This is a genomic window from Meiothermus sp. (assembly GCF_037443965.1).
In the GTDB taxonomy this organism is placed as follows: domain Bacteria; phylum Deinococcota; class Deinococci; order Deinococcales; family Thermaceae; genus Meiothermus.
The window spans coordinates 1-21459 of record NZ_JBBINI010000033.1 but is presented as its reverse complement, the minus strand read 5'-3'; the positions used below and the strand labels follow the sequence as shown (position 1 = coordinate 21459).

The window sequence follows — 21459 nt, the reverse complement described above, 5'->3', positions numbered from 1 at the left end:
TGGCGATGGCCTGACCGGCTTGGCCCTGCTCATCATGGTCAACCAGCTCACCGGCTCGACTGCAGCCCTTGCCACCATGGCAATCATGCTGGCCATCCCACAGTTCACCTTGGGACTGGTGGCGGGAGTCTATGTAGATCGTTTTGACCGCAAAAAGATCATGCTGGTCTCGGACTTTGTGCGGGCCTTGCTGGTGTTGGGGTTTGTGTTTGTGGATGGTGTGCAACACCTCTGGATTCTGTATGGGCTGGCCTTTTTGCAGTCGGCAGTGGGCACTTTCTTCGGGCCAGCCCGCGGGGCGGTGGTTGCCCAGATTCTGCCCAAGGAAGCCCTGCTGGCCGCCAATTCCATCACTCAGACCAGCCGGATCATCGCCGGACTGTTGGGGGCCTCGGCGGCAGGGGTTTTGATAGGGTTTTTCAAGGTCTACTGGCCGGCCTTTGCCATAGATGCCGCCACCTTTATTGTTTCTTTCTTGCTGGTGGTCCTGGTACAGGTGCCCAGGCTGGAACCTAGTGGAAAAGCGCAATCCAACAGCGTGTTGGGGTCGCTGTGGGAAGGGGTGCAAGTTATTGGGCGTTCGCGTATTTTGCTTGGAACCCTGACTGGCGCAGGGGTCATGATGCTGGGGCTGGGTGCGGTAAATATCTTGTTTATTCCACTGCTGACCAACGATTTGAAAGTACCCACCACCCTGTTTGGCCTGGTACAAGCGGCCCAGACAGCCGGGATGATCCTGGCGGGCGGCCTGGTGGCAGTGCTGGCAACGCGGCTTAAGCCCACCAATATGGTCAGCATGGGCTTGATGGGGATGGGCCTGATGGGCGGGTTGATTGCCGTGGTTGGACAGCTCTGGCATGTGCTGGTGTTGTTGTGCTTCATTGGGCTGCTGGGGGCTCCAGTGCAAGCTGGGATTGGCACGCTGGTGCAGACCTCGGTGGACGACCACCCCAGGGGCCGTGTCGGTGCCGCGCTGGGTGCAGTGATTGGCAGTGCCAACCTGGTTTCGATGGCCTTTGCCGGGGTGCTGGCGGGGCTAATTGGGGTACGGGAGGTATTTGTGGTAGCGGGTGTGATTTCCGTCTTGGCAGGGATCGCGGCGTTCTGGGTATTCGGTGGCAGGACAGCGCAGACCGCGGTAGGAGGAAATGTATGAAAGCAGCCTCGAGGTTCGATATTCAGCCAGTAGACATCCAAAACGCCAGCCAGGAAGACTATGCGGCTTTCAACACCTTCGCCAACCAGATGCAGGCCGAGCGTCTACCCGACGACCCACCGCGATCGCTGGAAGAAACCATTCAGCAGGCCCAGAATATCCCGCCAATTGTGGACTTACGGGTGTGGGTGGTGGATCACCCGGAGAACCCAGGGATTATTGCTTATGGTGACGCACAAATCTTACGCATGGAGCAAAATCAGCATGTGGCCCAGTTCAGTATTGATGTGCTGCCGGAGTTCCGGGGCCTGGGAATAGAACTCGAGCTCCTGGACAAAATTACCGAGGTGGCCGAACAAGAGGGGCGTCGGCTGATGATCGCTGGCACCAACAACCGCGTTCCTTCCAGCGAAGCCCTTATGCGCGAGTTGGGCGCGGAGAAGGCGCTGGAAAGCCACACCAACCAGCTTGATTTGCTCGAGCTGGATCGCAATTTGATTGAACAGTGGATCGGTAAGGCCGCAGAAAGAGCGGGTGGATTCGAGCTTCTATTTTGGGAGGGGCCCTATCCCGAGGAGCACCTGAGCGTGTTCTCGAAGTTGTTGGATGTCATGAACACCGCGCCTAGGGGGAACCTCCAGGTCGAGGTTTTCAAGATGACCCCGGAGGTGCTGCGTCAGCTCGAGCAGATGACCTTCGCCACCGGGAACCAACGCTGAACGATGGTGGCCCAGGAAACGAGCAGCGGGCGCTTTGTGGGCTATACCGAACTATCGTGGAACCCCCGGCGCGGGCAAATCCTCAACCAACAAGGCACCGGCGTGCTGCCGGAGTTCCGCAACTTTGGGCTGAGGCGCTGGCTCAAGGCAGCCATGCTGGATAGGGTCTTGCGCCAACTCCCCGAAGCCCGTTTTGTACGCACTGGCAACGCCGACTCCAATGCACCCATGCTCAAAATCAACCACGCGTTGGGCTTCAAGCCCTATATCGCCGAGGCCCAGTGGCAGATCGAGACGGCAAAGGTGCGAGCCTACCTGGACTCGAGGCCACGCCTGTGAGAGCGGTTCCCACAAATACCCAGTACAGCGGTTTTTGCTGGACTGGGTAAGTAACTCCGCATCGCGTGCGGAGTAATTGTAGGAAACGCGATGAGTTAGCCCGGAACCCAGCCAGGCAACCAGGTGTAGTCTGGGGCCATGCGGTTTGTGGCCCAGGCAGTCGCCATCGGCACATTGACGGTTTTCGGTCTTGGGTATGGTCAGAATTTCAGCCAGGCCGAAGTGGTGGCCTTTCTGCCCGAGGATGGCCCCATCCGCTTCACCCAGGACGGGCGACGCTTGGTCACGCTTTACCGCATCAACGAGGGGGGGCGGCAAACCGTGCAGGCCTACCGACTCGAGGGCGACACGCTGGTGCTCGAGGACTACCTCCGGCTCCCACGGCTGAGCTATCTGCTGGCGGTGGATGGGGCTGGGAGGCGCTTGGTGGTGAGTGCGGAGTCGCGGTGCAACCTGGCTGAGGCTTGGCCCAGCACACGTTTTAGCCTGGACTCCAGTGGGCGGCTGGAGGTGATGGAGTTCCCCAGGGGTAGGCGGATTTTGCGGCTCGAGGCGCAGTCCCTCTGCGGCCTGACGTATCCGGTGTTCAGCCCAAACGGACGGCTGCTGGCGGTGCCCAACCGGGGCGGCTACGTACAACTCTGGGACACACAAACCGGGCAGCTCAAACATACCTTTTCCGGCCTGGGGCGCATCGAGACCGTCACGTTCAGCCCCGACGGCAGCAGGTTGGCCATCTGCGAGCAGGGCGTAGCAGTGTACGCGGTCTCGAGCCGAAAGCTCATTACAAAACTCGAGTCGAGTTGCACCGGCATCTACCCTGCGTTCACGCCGGATGGCTCGAGGCTCCTAGTTGCCGACGGAAAGAATCCTGTGGGCATATGGGATTTGCGCAGTGGAAGGCTCGAGCGCACCCTCCCACTGCGGGCTGGACATGCGGCCAATGCTTTGGCCCTTGGTCAAAATGGAACCCGTATTGTCACGCTGGATACAGGTCGTGGCCTAAGCATCTATGACTACCGGTCAGGCCAAACCCTTTTCCAGACTGCAAAGGGCGGCGTGGCGTTGGTGGCCAGTCCGACGCTGGAATGGTTCGCTACGGTGGCTCCACCGCAGCTTTGGCGCTTGCGCCAATAGTCGGCCTGGGAGACAGTCTGTACAATGCTGAACGATGAATACTTTCGTAATTGCCTGGGTGATGCTCTTGCTGTTTGCTCTGTTCAACAACTATGTGATGTATCGTCTGCTCAAGCAGCGAGGTCGAACCGACCTGATGTGGGTCAGCGTGGTGGCCACCGTCATTCCCATTGCACTCTTTGCCTTTTGGCCCAACGCCTTCACCCTGATGGCCTTCCCGCTGGTTCAAAGCGTGGGGATGTTGACCATCCTCCGCATGGTTCAGCGATAGCCCGGCTGCTTTGGCTGGGCCAACACCACCGCCCAGGCGTTGCCAACACGCGACAACCCGGAACCAAACTCGGTGTAATGGGGGTTCATGATAGCCCGGCAATGCACCGGCGAACGCAACCACCAGCGCACGGCCCGCGCCGGATCGCTGTTGCGGCCCTTGAAGATGATCTCCGACATGCGCAGATAGCCATAGCCGGCCCGAGCGACCCGCACCCGCGGCCCCACCCCTCGAAAATAGTGCGACATAAAACCGTAGCGCCCCATATTGAGGGCATGGCTTTTGGCTACTTGAGCCAGGGTGGCCTCGAAGCGCAGCGGGGGTAAGCTATAGCCGCCTCCACCCCCGCGGCAGACCACACCCCTGGCCCGTGCGTCGTTGAGCAGCGATAAAATTTGGGTTTCCAGCCGGGTCGTGGACTGTGCCACTGCCAGCGAACCAACCAGAGCAACCAGCACCCAGACCGCCGTTTTCATAGGATTGCCGAGAGATTACCACCCCACCACCCCTTCAGGCAACCCCAGCGGCCCGGATTCACACCAGGGCAAAGCTTAAGAAAGCAAAGAGAACCCCCAAGACGGCGCCTACGGCGACCTCGAGGTAGGTGTGGCCCAGCAGTTCCTTGAGGGGCTCGGGTCGCGGGCCGTGGGCGAAAACTGCACGAAACTCCTCGAACAGGTCGTTCAGGCGCTCGGCGTGAAGCCCGGCCGCCCGGCGAATGCCGGTGGCATCGTACATCACGATGATAGCCAGCACCACCGCGATGGCGAAAAAGGCGCTGCCCACCCCCTCGGTAATGCCCACCCCTGTGGCTAAAGCGGCCACCGTAGCGGAGTGGGAGGAGGGCATGCCGCCGGTCTCGGCCAGGCGCTCCCACTCCCAGCGGCGCTCCACCCAGTAGTAGATAAGCAGCTTGAGAAGCTGCGCCACCACGCTGGCTAAGACAGCCGTCCAGAGCACCTGGTTAGAGAGCAACTCACCCATACGCAGCGCTACCTGCCAGATTCTACCCCCATAGGGATTAGCGCGCCGCCTGCAACCGCTCGCCCGTGGGCCTGCCCCGCCGCCGCATGGCCGCAATCACCGTGTTGTAAAGCAGCATAGCCACCGTCATAGGGCCCACGCCGCCGGGCACCGGGGTCAGGGCCGAGGCTACAGCCGCCACCCCCGGGGCCACATCCCCTACCAGGATGTCGCGGCCTTTTTCGTTCTGGCCCACGCGGTTGATGCCCACATCCACCACCACCGCGCCCGGCCGCACCATCTCAGGCGTGATGAGGCCGGCTTTCCCCACCGCCGCCACCAGAATATCGGCCCTACGACAAACCGCGGCCAGGTCTTGGGTGCGCGAGTGGGCCAGGGTCACGGTGGCGTGCTCCCGCAACATCAGCGCAGCCAGGGGCTTGCCCACCAGGTTGCTCCGGCCCACAATCACCACTTCCTGGCCCGCCAGGGGAATCCGGTAGTGCTTCAGGATACGCATCACCCCAGCGGGCGTACAGGACTCCAGGGCCTCGAGGCCCATCCACAGGCGCCCGGCGTTCACCGGGGTCAGGCCGTCCACGTCCTTTGAGGGGCTAATGGCTTCCAGCACAGTATTGAAGTTGACGTGCCTAGGCACCGGCGACTGTACCAGGATGCCATCCACCGTAGGGTCGGCGTTGAGCCTGGCAATATGGGCCAGGAGTTCATCCTGGGAGGTGCTTTCGGAAAACACATCCACCTGGCTCGACAGACCCAGCTTTCTGGCCTGACGGTCTTTTAGACGCACATAGGCAACCGAGGCCGGGTCTTCCCCCAGCCGCACCACCCGCAGGTGGGGTACATAAGGCAACTGGGCCAAGCGGGTCTGGAGCTCTTCGTATACAGCTTCGGCAACAGGGGGGCCGGAGAGTTCTAGCATCGTGACCTCAAAATTGCAAAGGGATGATGGTGAAAGAGCTTGACACGTTTATCGCTCACTCTTGGATGTAGCTTGCAATTCACCCGCCTCGATGCGCTTGAGCAAACGAGCCAACACCCCATTGACAAAGCGCCCCGAGTCTTCTCCGCCGTAGCGCTTGGCGATCTTGACCGCAACCTCTATCAAGGGGGCGTGCGGGGTAGGCTCGAACAGCATCTCGTAGGCGGCCAGGCGCAAAACCGCCAGGTCGGTCTTGGCCATCTGGCCAAAACTCCAACCCTCGATGGTAGCTGTCAGGATTTGGTCTATGGTTTCTTGCTGGGTTTGATAGCCCTGCACTAGGCGGTGGGCAAACAAAAGCCCCTCGGTATCGAGCACATCTGCATCCCGGTCGGAATCATCGGGCTCGACCTCCTGGGTAGCGTGCTGCCAGGCCGACTCGAGCGAGACGCCGCCTACTGCATGCTCAAAGAGCACTTTGAAGGCCAGTTCCCGGGCCTTACGCCGCATTAGGCTCCTTATATTCCACCGCAACTACCGTCACGTTGACCACTTTTACCTTGAGGCCCGTAGAGGCCATAAGCGCTTCCGCCACCGTCTTCTGCGCTTCCTTGGCGGCCTCCATTATGGGCTTGCCGTAGTCCACGCTCACATTCAGGTCTACCACCAAATTGTCGCCCTCGCGCTCGAGGCGCACCGGACGGGATCTGCGCCCCGAAAGCACATCTCCAACGCTCCGGGTTCCTGGTTGCGCAAGGCGAAGCCCTTTCTGCCCTTCCAAGGCCAGCACAACCAAACTAATCAGGGCCGATTCGGAAAGGTCGTAATCCACCATGTGCGTAGTTTACCCGCTAACAGGGCGGAGTACAAAAGACGGTGTGCCCACCGGCTTCCCTACCGACAAAAACACCTCCCATCTGCTTGCTAGGGTTGCTAACCCGTCGAAGCAAGCAGATAATACGCATTCCCTTCGGTCGGGTCAGCTCGCTGTGGTTCGACGATGAAACTTCCCACTGGTTTCCCCTCATCCCGCAGGGTACCTAGTGGTTTGGTAAGTTATACCGTTTCCGCTTGAATCCTTCACCGCCCGCCGCAGTCAGAGGTTAAGGATTCAAGCCGACCGAAGGGAGTAGAAAAGCATTTCGGTAGTATCGTTTAGGCTTGCCGAAGTGAACGATACTACCGAAATGCGTATTAAAGATTGATATGCAGTGAAGTTCCCAAAATGAAGCGCTCAAAGCAACTTCCAGATATTAAGGGAGCCAGATCCATCCCGGGAATTAAGTTACCGGAGCACTAGTAGGGCAGCGGCCAGGTTCGGAAGTAATCCCGAATGCGGCCCCACAAGCCCACCAGCCCCCTGGGTTCCAGAATCAGGAACAGGAGAATTAGCACGCCGAAGGCCACGCTGCGCCAGGCCGAGAGCTGGGCCACGTACTGCGGTCCAAACGCACCGGCAATCACACTCAGGGTTTCGGGAATCAAGACGATGAACAAAGCCCCCAAGACCGCGCCCAGCACTGTTCCGGCCCCACCCACAATCACGATGGCCAGGTACTGAATGCTAAAGGCGAGCACGAAGTTCTCCGGGGTAACCGCCCCAATCAGATGCATCAGGATGCCCCCGGCAATGCCCCCGTAGAAGGCCGAAAGGGCAAAAGCCGTGAGCTTGGAGCGCACCAGGTCTACACCAGAGAGCTGGGCCGAGAGGTCGTTGTCGCGCACGGCAAACCAGGCCCGGCCCGCTCGAGTAGAAAGCAGGCGCTTGGCATAGAAGAACATGGGGATGGCAAAGGCCAGGCCAAGGTAGTACACCACCCGGTCGTCGGCCAGGGGCAGCCCCAGAAAAGTGCCCTCGGCCGGAAGACTGCGACCGGCCACCCCCCCGGTAAAAGCGATCCAGCGCTTGAAGACATAGTCAGCCAGGAACTGAAAGGCCAGCGTAGCAATGGCCAGGTAGGCCCCCTTGATGCGCAGGGAGGGAATGCCCAGCACGATCCCAATCAGCGCGGCCACCAGCCCACCGGCCAGGATACCCAGGGGGGCCAGGTCGCCCGAGAGGTGGCTCGAGACGTAGGCGCCAATGCCCACAAACGCGGCCTGGCCCAGCGAAATCTGGCCCGCGCCCCCCACCAGCAGGTGCAGGCCCAGGCCGGCCAGGGCCGCCACCAGTATCTGGGTGGTCACAAACATCGGGTACTGCGGCAAGAGCAAAGGCAGGGCCAGCACGCCAATAATTGCCACAGCCAGCCAGAAGCGCCCCTGCGGGGTGCTGGCGTAGGCCTCGTCCTGGCGGTAGTTTTCGCGCACCGTGCGGGAGAAACGGCGGCTAAAGGCATCGGTTAAGGTTTGGCTCAGGCGGTACATGACGGGTTTCCTCGAGGTTCAACGGAAGGGTCTATGGTCATATCTCGCTTCCTTAGGCACGTACCTTTGGTTCGTCCATCGGCCTGCCCACATCGGCAATCTGCACCTCGGCCTCGAGGGTGCCCTGGCCCTCGAGGTAGCGGATGGGCAGCGTCAGCTTTACCTTTTTGGAGCCATCGTACAGCGCCGCCAGCAAACCGGCATAGCGGGACTCCACCGTACCCCGCTTGACCTTGCGGGTGCGGGTGATTTCCTCGTCGTCGGCGTGCAGCTCTTTGGGCAGGATGGCAAAGCGGCGCACCCGAAGCTCTTCGGGCAGGGTTTCGCAGGCCATGCGCAGCTCTTCGGCAATGAGCTCGTAGACCTGCGGGTTGGATGTCAGGCTCTGGTAGGTGGAGAACACGATGCCGCGCTTGCGGGCCCAGTTCTGGGTGTTCTCGGGGTCGAGCTCAATCAGGGCGGTCACAAACGGCTTGGCGTGGCCGATCACCACGGCTTCACGAATATAGGGCGAGTATTTGAGGCGGTTCTCCAGGAATTGCGGCGCGAACCGGGTTCCGTCGGCCAGCGCCCCCACCTCCTTGAGCCGGCCCAGCAGCACCAGATGGCCGTTTTCGTTGAAGAAGCCCGCATCGCCGGTGCGGAACCAACCATCCTCGGTGAAGGTTTCCTTGGTGGCGGCCTCGTTCTTGAAGTACCCCGCGAACACCTGCCCGCCCTTGACCTGAATCTCGCCATCCTCGACGATGCGCACCTGGGTATTGGGCAGGGGCTTGCCCACCGTCTCGGGTGGGGTGTCGCCGGGCAGATGGGCCACGCTGGTGGCCGCGGTCTCGGACTGGCCGTAGACCTGGCGGATATCCACCCCCAGCGCGCGGAAAAAGGTGAACACCTCGGGGCCCAGCGGGGCCCCCCCCGTAGCGGCGATACGGCAGGCCGCCAGCCCCATGCGGGCCCGGAGCGGGCGGGCCACGATTGGATAGGCCAACGCTCGAGCCAGGGTGAGGCCAAGACCGATGAGTTCTTCGCGGAACTCGCGCTGGGCGCACTCGAGCAACACCCCCATGCCCCAGCGGTACACCGCCTTCTTGAGCCCATCGGCATCCTCCATCCGGCTGCGAACCAGCGCCGCAGTATCCTCCCACAGCCGCGCGGGGGCCAGATAAAAGTCGGGCTGCACCTCTTTAACGTCCTCGCGCACGGTGATTACATCCTCGGGGAAGTGCACCACCGTACCGTCGGTGAGGTTGCGCACCACCGTAAGCATCTGCTCACCAATCCAGGGCAGCGGGAGGTACGAAAACACCCATTCCCCGCCCCGGATGCTGATGGTCTCGCGGCCCGCCTCGGCCCCGGCAATCAGTTGGGCATGGGTCAACATGGCCAGCTTGCTGCGGGCCGTGGTGCCGGAGGTGGGCGCCAAAAGCGCCACCGTATCGGGTTTGACCTGGGCTTGCGCGGCCCGCGCGGCTTGGCGGTTTTTCTCGGTCTGGCCCAACTCCAGCACGCTACTAAAGGGCCGTACCCGCTCGTTCCAGTACTTGCTCATGCCGGCCTCTTCCCAGACCAGCACAAACTTTAGTTTGTCCAGGTGGGGCAGCACCTTATCCAGTTGCTCCTCGTCCGAGACCACAATGCCCGCGCACTCGGAGAACTCGATGAAGTAGCCCACCTCCTCCGGCATGGCATCGGCATAGATGCCCATGGGCATGGCCCCTACGGTCTGGGCCGCCAGTTCGGATATGACCCACTCCGGCGCGTTCTGGCCCAGGATGGCCAGCACTCTACCCGGCTCCAGGCCCAGTTCCAGCAGACCCCCCGCGAGCTGCTCGACCTTCTCTTTGAGGTGGGCCCAGGAGGTGGTCTCCCACACCCCCAGGCGCTTAACCCGCAGGGCGGGGGCCTGGGGCTTGGTCTGGGCGTGATGGGCCAGGAATTCAATCAGGGTCTGACTCATGCACTCCTCCCCAGATAGGCTTCGGCCACGCGCGGGTTCTCCCGCACCCCCGCCGGGGCTCCCTGGTACAAGACCTCTCCGTAGGACATCACCAACACCCCCGTAGAGAGCTCCAGCACGGCCTTAAGGTCGTGTTCCACCAGCACCAGCGTGACGCCCCACTCGCGCCGGGCGTCCAGCAGAAAGCGGGCCAGGTCTTGTTTTTCTTCCAGGCTTAGCCCGGCCATGGGCTCGTCCAGGAGCAGCAGCTTGGGCCGTCCGGCCAGGGCTCGAGCCACCTCCACCCGCTTTTGCAGGCCGTAGGGCAGGGCCCCAGCGGGCACGTGGCGGTACGGCGAGAGGTGCAGGTAGTCCAGCACCTCTTCGGCGTGGTGGCGAATCTTCCATTCGATCTGGGCTTTGGGCATCAGGTCGGTGTAACCGCCCACGGCCAGTTCGGCCCCCAGCTTCACGTTGTCCAGCACGGTCATGCCGCGGAAGAGCTCGAGGTTCTGGAAGGTGCGCCCCAGCCCCTTGCGCACCCGCTGCTGGGGGCTCTGGCCGGCCAGGTCTTCGCCCAGAAACATCACCCGGCCCTGCTGGGGCCTATATAACCCCGACGACACATTGAGCAGGCTGGTTTTGCCCGCGCCGTTGGGGCCAATCACCGCGAATAGGTCGCCTTCCGAAACGCTAAAACTTACGCCCACCAGCGCCTTTACACCCCGGAAGGAAAGGTGCAGGTCGTGGGCTTCCAGCAGTACCTTAGACATGGACAACCCCCATACCGATGCGTCCTTTGGGGCTTAGGTTCAACGGCGAGACAAGGGGAAAGAGGAAAGAGAAAGGCAACGGCAGTACGTTTGTTTCCTCTATTCTTTTCTGCAGTTCCCTGAAACCCCTTCGATTTACTGCGCGAACCCCCACAGCTACACCCACCTTTTCCGTCGCCGATACCGCTTGGCCTCCGCGAAACCCCCCGCCACCGCACCCCCTAAGTAAAACTCCATCACGTCGGCGTCGGCCTGGGCTTCCTGGGCGGTGCCCTCGAAGACCACCCGGCCCTGCTCCATTACATAAACCCGCTCCACGATGGAAAAGGCCGCCCGTGCGTTCTGCTCCACCAGCACCAGGGTGAGGCCCTTGTCGCGGCGCAGCTCGTCCAGTACCCGCATGACCTCCTCGGTCAGCTTGGGCGAAAGCCCCAGGCTGGGCTCATCCACCACCAGAATCTTGGGCTCGGTGAGGAGGGCCATGCCCAGCAGGAGCATCTGCTGCTCGCCGCCCGAAAGGTAGCCCCCCTGCTCGAAGCGGCGCTCGTAGAGGCGGGGGAAGCGGGTAAAAATCTCGTCGGTCAGCTCTTTCTGGCGCTGCGGGGCTAGTTTGTGCCCTGCGGCCCGCAGGTTTTCGATCACGGTGAGGTAGCGAAAGATGGGGCGGCCCTCGAGGATGGCGGTCAGGCCCAGCTCGGCCACTTTAAGGGCGGGCAGGTGGTGGGCTTCCTGGTCGTTGATGGCAATTTTTCCGTCCAGTACCCGCCCATCATACTGCGGCAAGAGCCCCGAGATGGCCCGCACCAGGGTGCTTTTGCCCGCGCCGTTGGGGCCCAGAAGCGCCACCGCCTCGCCGGCCCCGGCCCGCATGCTCACCCCCTGCAGGGCCAGGATGACCCCCCTGTAGACCACTTTTAGGTTCTCAACGTTAATTTCGGCCATTCAGACGCTCCTTGGATAGGCGGATGCCCTCCCTTCACACCCGCTCGATGCGGTGCTGACCAAACAAGCCATATGGGCGGAACAGCAACACCAAGAGCACAATCAGGAAGGGGATGGCCTGGGTGATACCCGGCAGCAGGGACTCGAGGTAAAGCTGCGAGAAGGCCTCGATCAGGCCAATCAGCAGGCCCGCTACCACCGCGCCCGGCACCGAGTCGAAGCCCCCCAGGATGGCCACCGGGAAGACAATCAGCCCGAGCAGAATCAGGTGGTGGCCGGGGCCACCCCCCCCTGCGGCCCCTGCCAGAAACGCACCGCCAATGGTGGCCATGATGGCCGAGATGCCCCAGGCCACCGCCACCACCCTGGGCGCATTGATGCCCATGGCCAGCGCCGCCGTCTCGCTCTCCGAGACCGCCCGCAGCAGCACCCCGTAGCGGCTATATTTGAGCGCCACCACCAGCAAAATGGCCAGCGGCAGGGCCAGAATTAAGCTCCACACCGCTTTGGAGGAAAGAAACACCCCCCCCAGGCTAAAGGCCAGGTTGGGCATCTCCTTGGGTAGCTGGGAGACGTCAGCGGCCCCCATGGCCTTCTGGTCGGGGCCCCACAGGATGAGGGTGGCCCCGTCCAGGGTGGCGGCCAGACCAATGGTCGCCATAATCACCGCCACCACGTTCCGCCCCAGGAGGGGTCGCACAAACCCCCGCTCCACCAGCACCCCAAAGATAAAGGCCAGGGGTAGGGCCAGCAGAATGGCCAAGAGCAGCGGAAAAAAAAGCGACATGGTGTAGGTCAGGTAAGCACCGATGAGCATGAACTCCGCGATAGCAAAGTTGACCACGCTGGTTGCACGGTAGACCAGCACAAACCCAGCGGCGATCACCGCATACAGCGCACCGTTGGCCAGGCCGTTGAGGGCGGTTTGGATGACTAAGGCCAGATCCATGTTTTCCTTTAGGCAATTTTTTCGACAGGCTCGAGGGCCCGAGCCAACCTTCGGTTAGCTCCCGACCCTCGAGCCACCCCAGGTAATTTAGAGCTTAGAACCGTCTACCCAGTCGGTAATGGCGTCGAAGCGGCCATCGCGCACGTTGGCCCGCCAGAGCTTGGTAAAGGGCAGACGCCGGTTGACCCAGCGCATGTTGCGCACCTGCCCGCCGGCATTGTAGTCACCCAAGCCTTCCAAGGCTTCGATCATGCCGGGACGGTTAAGTTTGCCGGCCGCGTTGGCCCTGCGCATGGCCTCGGCAATCACGTCCATGGCCATCCAGGAACCCATGTAGTAGGTGGTGCGGTACGAGAGGTCGCGGCCTTTGGAACGGCGCAGGGCCCGGATCTGCTCCACCGCCGGCACCGTGGTGTCGTAGTAGTAGGCGTTGTGGTAGGCCACGATGAAGCCATCGGCCGCCGCCCCGGCCCGCTGCATCAGGGCCAGCTCAGCCGAGTAGTAGGTGCCCATGAAGGTAGCCCGGACGCCCTGCTCGCGGGCCGCCCGCACCACCAGCGGCTCCACGGTGAGCACGTAGCCATGCAGAATCACGAAGTCGGGCTGGGCCTGGCGCAGCTTGGTCACGATGGGGGTAGCATCGGCGATGGCCAGGGGGGTGACTTCCTCGCCCACAATCTGGAAGCCCAGCCGGGCCGACTGCTCCTTGATGAAGGGGATGGGGTCGCGCCCGAACTCGGAGTTGGAGTAGCACAGGAAAATTTTAGCCCCACGGCCCCTCTGGCGGCGGATCTGCTGCAACAGGGCCCCGGCCATGTCGTTGTAGGTGGGGCCAAAGACGAAGATGGTAGGGTAGGTTTTGGGGTCGGCCAGCTCGTTGGAGAAGGAGGTGGCGGTGTAGGGCAGGCGCAGGCGGGTAATTTCGGGGGCCAGGGCCTTGGAAAGACCGGTGGAGTCGCCGTAGACAAACACCAGCTCCTCCGGGCTTTCACGCTGGACGATGCGGTTAAAGACGGCCGTTCCGCGGGCTACGTCGTAGCCGTCGTCCTCGACCACCAGCTCGAAGCGCCGACCGCCAATACCCCCAGCATCGTTGATGCGGTCGGCGGCGTCGCGGAAAGCATCCAGGGCCGCATTACCCGCGAAGGCAAAAGCACCCGTGAGGGGCAGAATGGCCGCGAGTTTGACCGGCCGGGCCTGCGCACGGGCGATCATCCAGGGGCTGTATACGGTAGAAGCAGCTAGACCAGCTTTGAGCACTTGCCGACGGTTCATCTTCATGCACTTCCTCCTCGAAAAACAACTTCGGTTGTGTTGTGCCCCCAGGATACTATGACCCCTCGAGTTTTGTGTACCCGGTTCAAAACCGCCTGGCTTATGAAGTCCACCGAATGGTCTAGCACGGTAGTGCGTCAGGATGAGCCCCTTTTCTCCTGCAGAGGCTATTGAACGCTCGAGGCCGGATCCCCGCGTTTTGTCAGGATGCCTATTGGCAAGCCCTTTACTGGAAGCTAGGCTGGAAAGATGTATCTGCCCCAGCACTTTGCGGTAAGCGAACCTCAGGTGTTGTTCGACTTGATGCGGCAATTCAGCTTTGCTACCCTGGTCTCGGTGCATGAAGGCAGGCCCTTTGCCACCCACATACCCTTTACGGTCTACCCCGAGCGCAACCTGCTGGCCAGCCATATAGCCCGTGCCAACCCTCAGTGGACCAGCTTCGACCAGAACCAAGAGGTGCTGGTGATCTTCCAGGGTGACCATAGCTTCATCTCCCCTACCTGGTATGAGAAACACCCCAGCGTGCCTACCTGGAACTACATGACCGTCCACGCCTACGGCAAGGTGCAGATTGTTGAGGAGTCCGCTGCAGTGAAAGCCCTTTTGCACGACCTGGTTGTGCAGTACGAGCAGCAGTGGAAGATGGAGGAACTTCCCCAGGACTACCTGCACGGCATGATGAAAGGGATTGTGGCCTTCCAGATCGAGATTACCCGGCTTTTGGGCAAGTTCAAGCTATCGCAAAACCGCAGCCGGGCAGACCGGGAGCGGGTTATTGCAGCCCTGGAGCAAAGCCCCAACCCCAGCGACCGGGCTGTTGCCCGACAGATGAAAAAGCATTCAGAACAAGTATGAACCCCCACCTCACCCAACCCATCACCCTCGAGAGCAACCTCGTCCGGCTCGAGCCCCTCACCATGGCACACCTGCCCGGCCTGCTGGAGATGGCACAGCTCGAGGACTATCCCTATACCGCCGTGCCCAAATCGGAGGCAGGGATGCGGCGCTATATTCAAGCTGCCCTGGACGAACAGGCCCAGGGGCAGGCCCTACCCTTTGCCACGGTAGATAAACGGGCCAGCCGCGTGGTGGGCGGCACCCGCTTTATGGCCTTCGAGTACTGGCCCTGGCCCGAGAACAGCCCCCACCACCGCCCCCAGCAGCCCGATGCGGTGGAGATCGGCCACACCTGGCTGGCCCCACCGGCCCAGCGCACCGGCCTCAACACCGAGGCCAAGCTCCTGATGCTCGCCCATGCCTTTGAGGGGCTGGGGGTACGCCGGGTAACGCTCAAGACCGATGCCCGCAACCTGCGCTCACGCCGGGCCATTGAGCGGCTGGGGGCGCACCTCGACGGGATTCTCCGCGCGCACCGTCCCGCGGCCGACGGCGGCATTCGCGACAGCGCGATGTATAGCATTCTGGCCGAGGAGTGGCCGGTGGTTAAGACCCGGCTTTTGGGCTTACTGGCCCAGACACGCCAAGCTGGAGAGCCGCCCGATCTGCCTTAACCCGCCTCCACATACGAGGCGATGTACTCGAGCTCCTTCAAATGCCGCAGGTCGTGGCCGGCCAGCATCTTCACAATGAACGAGATGGTCTCGGGGCCGCGTTGGGGGTGGTAGGCCACCCTGTTCCAGTCCTGAGGCTCCAGGTTGCGCAGGAGCTCGAGGTTCCACCGTCGCAAACCACAAAAAGCCTCCAGGGCCAGCCTGGCCGAGTAGCTCTCGTAGTTGCGGTAGCGAATGCCCCAGCGGTCGTGGTCGAAAGCCTGGGCCTCTTCGGTGCCGGCCAGGGCCTGGCGCAGGCGGAAGCCGTAGCCAATCTCGAGGTCGGCCAGGTGGCAGTAGATTTCCCCCGCCGTCCAGTGGGTCAGTTCGCAACCCCGGCGCATATCCAGCCGAGGGAATAGCTCGGTCAGGAGATCGGGCGTCTCTGCCAGCACCTCCAGGGGGTCACGGTCGCCCAGGGCCTCGAGGTTCTTCTGGACGTACTCGATTTTTTCCATGTACCTATGGTAGAGCCATTGCCCAGGTACAGAATTCCCCATCGGCAACCGATGCCGTACTGATCATGAACAAAACTGCCCAAACTGCCTGTGGTTCGAATTGCCCCTAGAATGAGTACCATGCTCCAGCTACGCCTGCTGGGCCCACCGTATGCCCAGCTCGAGGGTCAACGATGGGAGCTGGCTTCGAGCAAGCCGGTGTATTTGCTGCTGTATCTGGCCTACCAGGGCGACTGGGTCAGCCGGGCACACCTGGCCGCTTTGTTCTACCCCGACCAAGACGAACCCACCGCCCGCCACCGCCTGCGCTTGCTGCTCTCACGCCTTCGGGAACTCCCCTGGGCCGGAGGGCTCGAGGCCGAACCCCAGCGCTTACGCTTTCGGGTAGCCACCGATGTGCAGGCTTTTAGCGCAGCCATCCAGCAGCAGGACTGGCCCAAAGCCATACAACTTCACCAGCAGCCCCTGCTAAACCAGTTTCCCATCCGTGAGGCCGACACCTTTGAGGCCTGGCTCGAGGCGGAAAGGGAGGAACTGCGCTCGCTCTGGCGGGAGGCCGTTCTGGAAACAACCCTTGCGCTGGGGCAAAATGGCCGCCACAAGGAAGCGGCTGGCCTGCTACGCCAGGTTTGGGAACAAGACATCTTCGACGAACAGATTCTGCAAGCCTATATGCGCAGCCTGCACGCACAGGGCAGTCGAGACGGCGCGTTGGCCGTGTTTGAACTGTTCAAAGGCCAGCTACAAAGCGAGCTGGGGCTGGCCCCCCTCCCCGAGACCGAACAACTGGCCGAGGCCATTCGGCAGGGACGGCCCCCGGCCCCCCCTCCAGCCCCGGCCAGGCTTCCCCTCCCAGACAGCCCCCTGATCGGTCGCCAAAGGGAGCTGGCGGAACTGTGCTCGGGAGCCGCCCGGCTGCGGGTGCTTACGGGCATGGGCGGCGTGGGCAAAACCCGGCTGGCCCTGGAACTGGCCCAACAACAGACCCCACAACTGGCCCACGGAGCCCTTTTTGTCTCATTGACAGGGGTGGAGAACCCTGAGCAGCTCCCTTCCGCCATCGCCGAGGCCCTGGGGTTTACCTTCTTTGGCCCCAGGGAACCCAAAACCCAACTGCTGGATTACCTGAAGAACAAAGAACTGCTGCTGGTGCTGGACAACTTCGACCACCTGCTGCAAGAGGCCGGGCTGCTGGCAGAGATGCTCGAGCAGGCCCCCAAACTGCACCTGCTGGTCACATCGCGGCAACATCTGGATCTGCCCGAGGCCTGGAACTACCCCCTGACGGGCCTGCCCCGGCCCGACCCCAACAACCTGGAATCGTCCGAAGCCATCCTGCTGTTTGTGCAAGCCGCCCGGCGCAGCCGCCCCAACTTCCAGCCGACCCCAACCGACCTGCAAGCCATCGCCGAGCTCTGCCAGACCGTAGAGGGCTTACCCTTGGCCCTGGAGCTGGCCTCGGCCTGGGTGCGCGAGCTTTCCTGTAGAGAGATTCTGGAGGAGATACGCGACCACCAGGCGCTACTGGGCCCAAAAGCCAGCGGGATGGAGGCGGTGTTCGAGTATTCCTGGCACCTCCTCTCACCCGAGCAACAGCACCTGATGCTGGGACTGTCGCTGTTCCGGGGTGGGTTTAACCGAGCAGCCGCACAGAAGACCCAAGGGGCCTCGCATTACCTGCTGTTGAGCCTGGTAGGCTGCTCGTTGCTGCAAAAAGAACCCACCGGGCGTTACCAAATGCACCCGCTGTTGCAGCAATACACCTGGCAAAAACTGGCCCGGCAACCCCAGCTCCAGAGCCAGCTACAGCGCCAACACGCCCTACATTTTGCCGCTCTCCTCGAGGCCGGGGGTGAACAACTGCGCCAGGGACGTTGGGATCGGGTGGTGGATGAGGTAGCGGTGGAGGCCGAAAACATTCGTGCAGCCTGGGCTTGGTTGCTGGAGGGGCACCACTGGCCCCAGCTCGAGGCGGGTCTGGGGGCTTGGGGCCATTCTCTAAGCGCAAGGGGCCTGTACCGCGAGGGGGAGACAACCTTTGCCCGGCTGGCCGAAACGGCCCAGCGCGAAGGAAAGCCGCTCCTGTGGGCGCGGGCAACCCAGCGACGGGGCTGGTTTGGCTTGCAACTAGGCCAGACCGAGAGGGCCAAAGCACTGCTCGAGCAGAGCCTACCCCCCGTGGAACAGCAGCACCACACCGATGGCCTGCTGTTCGGCTACAACGGGCTGGGGGTGGCCTGGACGCGGCTGGGCGACTACCCCCAAGCCGAACACTGGTTCCAGAAGGCCCGCGCCCTCGCCGAACAAACCCAGAACACCGCCAGCCTGGCCAACATCCTCAACAGTCTGGGCAATACCCGCCGCTGGACTGGTAGGTTTGCCGAGGCCGCCGCGTATTTCCAACAAGGGCTGCGCCTGGCCGAGGCGGTGGGCAACCGGCAAACCACGGCTTTCCTACTGGCCAACCTGGGCGGCGCACTATGGGAGCTGGGCGAACATCCGGCGGGTTGGCAGACCACCCAGCAAGCAGCGCAACTGGCCGAGGAACTCCAGCACTGGCCTTTGTTCTCGGGCTGTTTATCCAACCTGGCCGAGATGAGCTACGTACAAAAGGATTATGCCCGGTCCAGCGAGCTGCGCCAGCGCAGCCTGGCTTTGCGGAGAGAGTTGGGCAACCGCCGGGGCGAGGCCTTCGATACGGTGATGCTGGGCTACAATGCCCTGCGATTGGGCCAGCCACTGGAGGCCCGGCAGCACTTCCTCGAGGGACTCCAGATCGCCCAGGAGGTGGCGGCCAAACCGATTCAATTGGATGTGCTGATCGGTCTGGCCGAACTCGAGCTGCAACAAGGCCAGTTCCAGCAAGCCCTCCCCATGTTGCAGCTAGCCGTGCGACACCCCGCTACCTCGGCCGAGGCCAAGGGACGCGCCCACCAACTCCTGGCCTCCCTGCCACCTGAAGCACAGGGTGTGGGCAGCATTAGCACCCCAGATTTGGAGCATTGGGTAGCCCAAATCCTCGAGCAGCCTTCGACGTGAGACAGCCATAAGACGGCCTGCCCACAGACTCGGATTGTGGGCCGCCTGACCGCGTCCAAAACCCGCCCCCAGACCCTGGCCAGCTACATCCTTAGGCTCGAGGGCCGGGCGGGGGTTTTGCGCTACGTGCTGCACGACCTGGCCAGCGGGGAGCGGCTGGTCTTCGACTCACCGGAAGCCCTCAAGGTCTTTCTGGAACGCAGCGCTGCCATAAGACGTCAATGAGACGGCCCACGGAGAAACTCGAGCGCAGGAGGGAAGCATGAAACGAAGGTGGGTTGGGATTCTAGCAGCACTGGTGTGGGTTCTGGCAGCCTGCGGGGGCACCCCCCAAGGGCAAAACGGCGTGTGGGATCAGTCCAACTGGGATTCTGCCAACTGGCAGTAGGGAGGTTTGTATGAAAGGTCGGAACATCTTTTATTTCGTTTTGGGTGCAGTTTTGGTGGCCACCGGCTTGTACGGCCTATCGGTGGGCAACCTGACCAACTTCACCGCCGGAACCCCCATCCGGGCCAACGAGGTAAACGCCAACTTCAGCACCCTAAGAACAGCGGTGGAGGCCCTAGAAGCCCCGGTGGATACCGCTCGATTGGCCGACCGCGCCGTAACCGCTGCCAAGATGGCCGATCAGGGCTGCCCCAGCGGACAAGCCTTGGGCGGCTACAACAACGGCAGCCTGAGCTGTGTGGCGGTGCAGGGCGGGGCGGGCCTGACTGAGGTGGCGCGGGACGCTACTTTGAGCGGCACTGGCACCGCCGCAAGCCCCTTGAGCCTGGCGGATGGAGCGGTGACCGGGACAAAACTGGGCAACGGGCCGTTTGTGATGCAATCCTCAGCGAATGCTGAACTCGAGCTGAGGGAGCTAAACGCGGGTGGTGTCCCCCGGCTGCGCTTTAGCAAGCTGAACAACGCGGCATCCACCTGGGATGTCAGCGTCGTCAATAACCTCAACTGGCTTTTGTTTGACAACCCCAGCGACCCCAACCCAGCCCCCAATTTGACCCTCAAACCCGACGGCGAGGCGGTGTTTGCCGGGCGGGTGAGCGCTGCCTCTTTCGGTCAAATCCTGAGCGAGTCCACTGGAGCGCCCCAGCTCGAGTTGCGTGAGACCAGCGCGGGGCAGTTCAGCCAGCTCCGCCTGAGCACACAGGGCAATCCCAACTTCTGGGACATTGCGGCCCGCGACGTGCTCAACATCTACCGCGAGGGAACCGGCAACGTGGTCAGCCTTCAGACCAACGGTGACATGAACCTGAGCGGTGACTTGTCCCAGCCCCGCGACAAAGACGGAACCACTAAGGCCTCGGCACTCATCCTCTGTTTGGCCACACCCAGCGTGGCCCGCTCGTTCAACCAGGTGGGCGGAACCATCACGGTGGAGGGCGGAACGGCGGGGAGATGCACGGTAGACTTTGGCTTCAATGTGAGTGACCGTTTCTGGCAGGTCAGCTCGTACAAGGTGAGCGGAACGACGGGGATTGACCCTCAGATTATCAACTGCGAGTTTAGCGCGGGGGCTGGCAACAACAAACTGACCTGCTCTGTATACAGCACCACTACCGGCAATTTGCAGGGCGGTTCGTTCATGGTCACGGTGTTTTAGGGGGTTGGGGTGAAGGGATTGTTCGGTGTGGTAATCCTTGGGCTGGCCTTGGGGCTGGCCCAGGGGGTACAGCTTCAGTCGGACCGCCAATACGGCGCGGGCACGCGGGTCAGCTCGCCCTGGACGGGGGTTTCCTTTGTGGTACCCCAGGGCTACCGGGGCAGCTACGACCCCGACGCCGAAGGCTTTGTGATGAGCAGTGCGAAAAAGGACTACCTGGCGGTCTATGCCTTGTCGGCAGCGGCCCCAGAGGAATTCGCCGAGTACCTGCTGGAGGCTTTGCAACAACAGGGGATGCAGCTTCAGCTCAAGGGCGAGCCCAAGCAAACCCCGTCCACCCTCAGCGCCCAGGCTGTGGCACGCACCGCGCAGGGGCAACTGAGCTTCTACTTCACGGCCAAGCAGGGCCAGGCCGGCAACCTCCTGGCGGTGGTGGGGCTGGCCGCTCCCCGGGACGAAGCGGCCCTCAAAAAAGTGGTGGATGGGCTGCTGGCTTCTGCACAGTTTGGCATTCCCCAGGCCGAAGCCTGGAAGCGTGAGCTGGGCGGGGCGTTGCTCACCCTAAAGAGCCGCAACAGTGCCTGGAGCCGCGACCCCAACCCCAGCCGTAGCGCTACCTTTAGCAGCAACACCAAGGAGAGCTACGTTTTCTGCTCCAACGGGCAGTACGCCTTTAGCACCAAGACCGAGCGCTTTTTGAGCAACTCGGCAGGCTACCTCGAGTCCACCGACTCCGATGGGCACTCGGGGGAGTGGAACCTGATTGCCAACATCATCGGCACGCCAATTTTGTATCTGGAGGCCAGCAACGGCAAAAGCTACGAGTACGTCCTGCGCGTGCCTGGGCAGGGGAGCCTGGCGCTGGATGACCGGGTTTACACGGTGGGGCCCAGCGATCAGTGCAACTGATGCCTTCGTGTGCTACTTGACCTACCCCAGGGGATGTAAAAAAGAGGGGGTGCTATGGAAACCCACAGAGAGCACCCCCTGTACTATCTTGACGCAGAAACCCTCCTGGTGGCTACCTACGTCTGGGTG

24 protein-coding genes are annotated in these 21459 nt (G+C 62.2%); 12 read left to right on the top strand and 12 right to left on the bottom strand.

Going from position 1 to position 21459, the window contains the following annotated elements:
• Window positions 1–10 precede the first annotated feature (10 nt).
• The 5 genes from WKI89_RS14815 to WKI89_RS14795 all read left to right on the top strand — a co-directional run bounded on the left by WKI89_RS14815 (window position 11) and on the right by WKI89_RS14795 (window position 3622).
• Complete coding sequence (locus tag WKI89_RS14815; protein ID WP_337870935.1) at window positions 11–1156, top strand: MFS transporter; 1146 nt, start codon at window positions 11–13, stop codon at window positions 1154–1156.
• Window positions 1153–1875 carry a hypothetical protein gene (locus WKI89_RS14810; RefSeq protein ID WP_337870909.1) on the top strand — a complete coding sequence of 241 codons (723 nt, stop codon included), beginning with the start codon at window positions 1153–1155 and terminating at the stop codon, window positions 1873–1875. Before WKI89_RS14815 ends, WKI89_RS14810 begins: the two co-directional genes overlap by 4 nt.
• Window positions 1876–1878: 3 nt before the next feature.
• Window positions 1879–2214, top strand: coding sequence for a hypothetical protein (locus WKI89_RS14805; RefSeq protein WP_337870907.1), 336 nt, complete (start codon window positions 1879–1881; stop codon window positions 2212–2214).
• A gap of 138 nt (window positions 2215–2352) precedes the next feature.
• Window positions 2353–3351 carry a hypothetical protein gene (locus tag WKI89_RS14800; protein WP_337870905.1) on the top strand — a complete coding sequence of 333 codons (999 nt, stop codon included), beginning with the start codon at window positions 2353–2355 and terminating at the stop codon, window positions 3349–3351.
• A gap of 34 nt (window positions 3352–3385) precedes the next feature.
• Window positions 3386–3622, top strand: a complete 237-nt coding sequence (locus WKI89_RS14795) for a hypothetical protein (RefSeq protein ID WP_337870903.1) — start codon at window positions 3386–3388, stop codon at window positions 3620–3622.
• Here the strand turns inward: WKI89_RS14795 and WKI89_RS14790 are convergent.
• The 11 genes from WKI89_RS14790 to WKI89_RS14740 all read right to left on the bottom strand — a co-directional run bounded on the left by WKI89_RS14790 (window position 3613) and on the right by WKI89_RS14740 (window position 13767).
• A complete protein-coding gene (locus tag WKI89_RS14790) occupies window positions 3613–4098 on the bottom strand; it encodes a CAP domain-containing protein (RefSeq protein ID WP_337870901.1) in 486 nt (161 codons plus the stop codon). The genes WKI89_RS14795 and WKI89_RS14790 overlap by 10 nt on opposite strands.
• Before the next feature lie 58 nt (window positions 4099–4156).
• Complete coding sequence (locus WKI89_RS14785) at window positions 4157–4606, bottom strand: divergent PAP2 family protein (RefSeq protein WP_337870900.1); 450 nt, start codon at window positions 4604–4606, stop codon at window positions 4157–4159.
• Between the two features lie 37 nt (window positions 4607–4643).
• Complete coding sequence (locus WKI89_RS14780) at window positions 4644–5525, bottom strand: bifunctional methylenetetrahydrofolate dehydrogenase/methenyltetrahydrofolate cyclohydrolase (RefSeq protein ID WP_337870898.1); 882 nt, start codon at window positions 5523–5525, stop codon at window positions 4644–4646.
• A 48-nt stretch (window positions 5526–5573) separates the two neighbouring features.
• Window positions 5574–6035 carry a transcription antitermination factor NusB gene (nusB, locus tag WKI89_RS14775; RefSeq protein WP_337870896.1) on the bottom strand — a complete coding sequence of 154 codons (462 nt, stop codon included), beginning with the start codon at window positions 6033–6035 and terminating at the stop codon, window positions 5574–5576.
• On the bottom strand, window positions 6025–6360 hold the full coding sequence (locus WKI89_RS14770) for an Asp23/Gls24 family envelope stress response protein (protein WP_337870895.1): 336 nt from the start codon (window positions 6358–6360) through the stop codon (window positions 6025–6027). The genes nusB and WKI89_RS14770 overlap by 11 nt, the downstream gene beginning before the upstream one ends.
• A 461-nt stretch (window positions 6361–6821) precedes the next feature.
• Window positions 6822–7892, bottom strand: a complete 1071-nt coding sequence (locus WKI89_RS14765; protein WP_337870893.1) for a branched-chain amino acid ABC transporter permease — start codon at window positions 7890–7892, stop codon at window positions 6822–6824.
• A 52-nt stretch (window positions 7893–7944) separates the two neighbouring features.
• Window positions 7945–9849 carry an AMP-binding protein gene (locus WKI89_RS14760; RefSeq protein WP_337870891.1) on the bottom strand — a complete coding sequence of 635 codons (1905 nt, stop codon included), beginning with the start codon at window positions 9847–9849 and terminating at the stop codon, window positions 7945–7947.
• Entirely contained in the window at window positions 9846–10601 is a 756-nt protein-coding gene (locus WKI89_RS14755; RefSeq protein ID WP_337870890.1) for an ABC transporter ATP-binding protein, read from the bottom strand. Before WKI89_RS14755 ends, WKI89_RS14760 begins: the two co-directional genes overlap by 4 nt.
• Window positions 10602–10757: 156 nt before the next feature.
• The gene (locus tag WKI89_RS14750) at window positions 10758–11543 is read right to left on the bottom strand and encodes an ABC transporter ATP-binding protein (RefSeq protein ID WP_337870888.1); all 786 of its coding nucleotides are present in this window, start codon (window positions 11541–11543) and stop codon (window positions 10758–10760) included.
• 34 nt (window positions 11544–11577) lie between these two features.
• A complete protein-coding gene (locus WKI89_RS14745) occupies window positions 11578–12492 on the bottom strand; it encodes a branched-chain amino acid ABC transporter permease (protein ID WP_337870886.1) in 915 nt (304 codons plus the stop codon).
• A gap of 87 nt (window positions 12493–12579) precedes the next feature.
• Window positions 12580–13767 (bottom strand): ABC transporter substrate-binding protein, encoded by a 1188-nt coding sequence (locus tag WKI89_RS14740; RefSeq protein ID WP_337870933.1) that lies wholly within the window; start codon window positions 13765–13767, stop codon window positions 12580–12582.
• A 249-nt stretch (window positions 13768–14016) separates the two neighbouring features.
• Here WKI89_RS14740 and WKI89_RS14735 point away from each other — a divergent pair, with 249 nt between their 5' ends.
• Both WKI89_RS14735 and WKI89_RS14730 read left to right on the top strand, forming a co-directional pair.
• Window positions 14017–14625, top strand: coding sequence for an FMN-binding negative transcriptional regulator (locus WKI89_RS14735; RefSeq protein WP_337870885.1), 609 nt, complete (start codon window positions 14017–14019; stop codon window positions 14623–14625).
• Window positions 14622–15281 carry a GNAT family protein gene (locus WKI89_RS14730; RefSeq protein ID WP_337870884.1) on the top strand — a complete coding sequence of 220 codons (660 nt, stop codon included), beginning with the start codon at window positions 14622–14624 and terminating at the stop codon, window positions 15279–15281. The genes WKI89_RS14735 and WKI89_RS14730 overlap by 4 nt, the downstream gene beginning before the upstream one ends.
• Here the strand turns inward: WKI89_RS14730 and WKI89_RS14725 are convergent.
• Window positions 15278–15778, bottom strand: coding sequence for a DinB family protein (locus tag WKI89_RS14725; protein WP_337870883.1), 501 nt, complete (start codon window positions 15776–15778; stop codon window positions 15278–15280). The genes WKI89_RS14730 and WKI89_RS14725 overlap by 4 nt on opposite strands.
• Before the next feature lie 120 nt (window positions 15779–15898).
• On the opposite strand from WKI89_RS14725, the gene WKI89_RS14720 reads away from it, so the two are divergent.
• From WKI89_RS14720 to WKI89_RS14700, 5 genes are read left to right on the top strand one after another with little or no spacing between them, the layout of a single operon-like run.
• Window positions 15899–18817 carry a tetratricopeptide repeat protein gene (locus WKI89_RS14720; RefSeq protein ID WP_337870880.1) on the top strand — a complete coding sequence of 973 codons (2919 nt, stop codon included), beginning with the start codon at window positions 15899–15901 and terminating at the stop codon, window positions 18815–18817.
• A 36-nt stretch (window positions 18818–18853) separates the two neighbouring features.
• The gene (locus WKI89_RS14715; RefSeq protein WP_297561604.1) at window positions 18854–19042 is read left to right on the top strand and encodes a hypothetical protein; all 189 of its coding nucleotides are present in this window, start codon (window positions 18854–18856) and stop codon (window positions 19040–19042) included.
• Window positions 19043–19079: 37 nt separating this feature from the next.
• Window positions 19080–19205, top strand: coding sequence for a hypothetical protein (locus WKI89_RS14710; protein WP_297561602.1), 126 nt, complete (start codon window positions 19080–19082; stop codon window positions 19203–19205).
• Between the two features lie 10 nt (window positions 19206–19215).
• On the top strand, window positions 19216–20421 hold the full coding sequence (locus WKI89_RS14705; RefSeq protein ID WP_337870876.1) for a hypothetical protein: 1206 nt from the start codon (window positions 19216–19218) through the stop codon (window positions 20419–20421).
• A 9-nt stretch (window positions 20422–20430) separates the two neighbouring features.
• Window positions 20431–21330: a hypothetical protein gene (locus tag WKI89_RS14700; RefSeq protein ID WP_337870874.1), complete on the top strand. Its 900-nt coding sequence runs from the start codon at window positions 20431–20433 to the stop codon at window positions 21328–21330.
• Window positions 21331–21459 lie beyond the last annotated feature (129 nt).

Coding starts and splice junctions, on each gene's coding strand:
- WKI89_RS14795 (WP_337870903.1), top strand. CDS start 3,386: ATGAATACTTTCGTAATTGCCTGGGTGATGCTCTTGCTGTTTGCTCTG.
- WKI89_RS14805 (WP_337870907.1), top strand. CDS start 1,879: ATGGTGGCCCAGGAAACGAGCAGCGGGCGCTTTGTGGGCTATACCGAA.
- WKI89_RS14810 (WP_337870909.1), top strand. CDS start 1,153: ATGAAAGCAGCCTCGAGGTTCGATATTCAGCCAGTAGACATCCAAAAC.
- WKI89_RS14800 (WP_337870905.1), top strand. CDS start 2,353: ATGCGGTTTGTGGCCCAGGCAGTCGCCATCGGCACATTGACGGTTTTC.
- WKI89_RS14790 (WP_337870901.1), bottom strand. CDS start 4,098: ATGAAAACGGCGGTCTGGGTGCTGGTTGCTCTGGTTGGTTCGCTGGCA.
- nusB (WP_337870896.1), bottom strand. CDS start 6,035: ATGCGGCGTAAGGCCCGGGAACTGGCCTTCAAAGTGCTCTTTGAGCAT.
- WKI89_RS14785 (WP_337870900.1), bottom strand. CDS start 4,606: ATGGGTGAGTTGCTCTCTAACCAGGTGCTCTGGACGGCTGTCTTAGCC.
- WKI89_RS14760 (WP_337870891.1), bottom strand. CDS start 9,849: ATGAGTCAGACCCTGATTGAATTCCTGGCCCATCACGCCCAGACCAAG.
- WKI89_RS14710 (WP_297561602.1), top strand. CDS start 19,080: ATGAAACGAAGGTGGGTTGGGATTCTAGCAGCACTGGTGTGGGTTCTG.
- WKI89_RS14745 (WP_337870886.1), bottom strand. CDS start 12,492: ATGGATCTGGCCTTAGTCATCCAAACCGCCCTCAACGGCCTGGCCAAC.
- WKI89_RS14705 (WP_337870876.1), top strand. CDS start 19,216: ATGAAAGGTCGGAACATCTTTTATTTCGTTTTGGGTGCAGTTTTGGTG.
- WKI89_RS14730 (WP_337870884.1), top strand. CDS start 14,622: ATGAACCCCCACCTCACCCAACCCATCACCCTCGAGAGCAACCTCGTC.
- WKI89_RS14750 (WP_337870888.1), bottom strand. CDS start 11,543: ATGGCCGAAATTAACGTTGAGAACCTAAAAGTGGTCTACAGGGGGGTC.
- WKI89_RS14780 (WP_337870898.1), bottom strand. CDS start 5,525: ATGCTAGAACTCTCCGGCCCCCCTGTTGCCGAAGCTGTATACGAAGAG.
- WKI89_RS14735 (WP_337870885.1), top strand. CDS start 14,017: ATGTATCTGCCCCAGCACTTTGCGGTAAGCGAACCTCAGGTGTTGTTC.
- WKI89_RS14740 (WP_337870933.1), bottom strand. CDS start 13,767: ATGAACCGTCGGCAAGTGCTCAAAGCTGGTCTAGCTGCTTCTACCGTA.
- WKI89_RS14725 (WP_337870883.1), bottom strand. CDS start 15,778: ATGGAAAAAATCGAGTACGTCCAGAAGAACCTCGAGGCCCTGGGCGAC.
- WKI89_RS14720 (WP_337870880.1), top strand. CDS start 15,899: ATGCTCCAGCTACGCCTGCTGGGCCCACCGTATGCCCAGCTCGAGGGT.
- WKI89_RS14755 (WP_337870890.1), bottom strand. CDS start 10,601: ATGTCTAAGGTACTGCTGGAAGCCCACGACCTGCACCTTTCCTTCCGG.
- WKI89_RS14770 (WP_337870895.1), bottom strand. CDS start 6,360: ATGGTGGATTACGACCTTTCCGAATCGGCCCTGATTAGTTTGGTTGTG.
- WKI89_RS14765 (WP_337870893.1), bottom strand. CDS start 7,892: ATGTACCGCCTGAGCCAAACCTTAACCGATGCCTTTAGCCGCCGTTTC.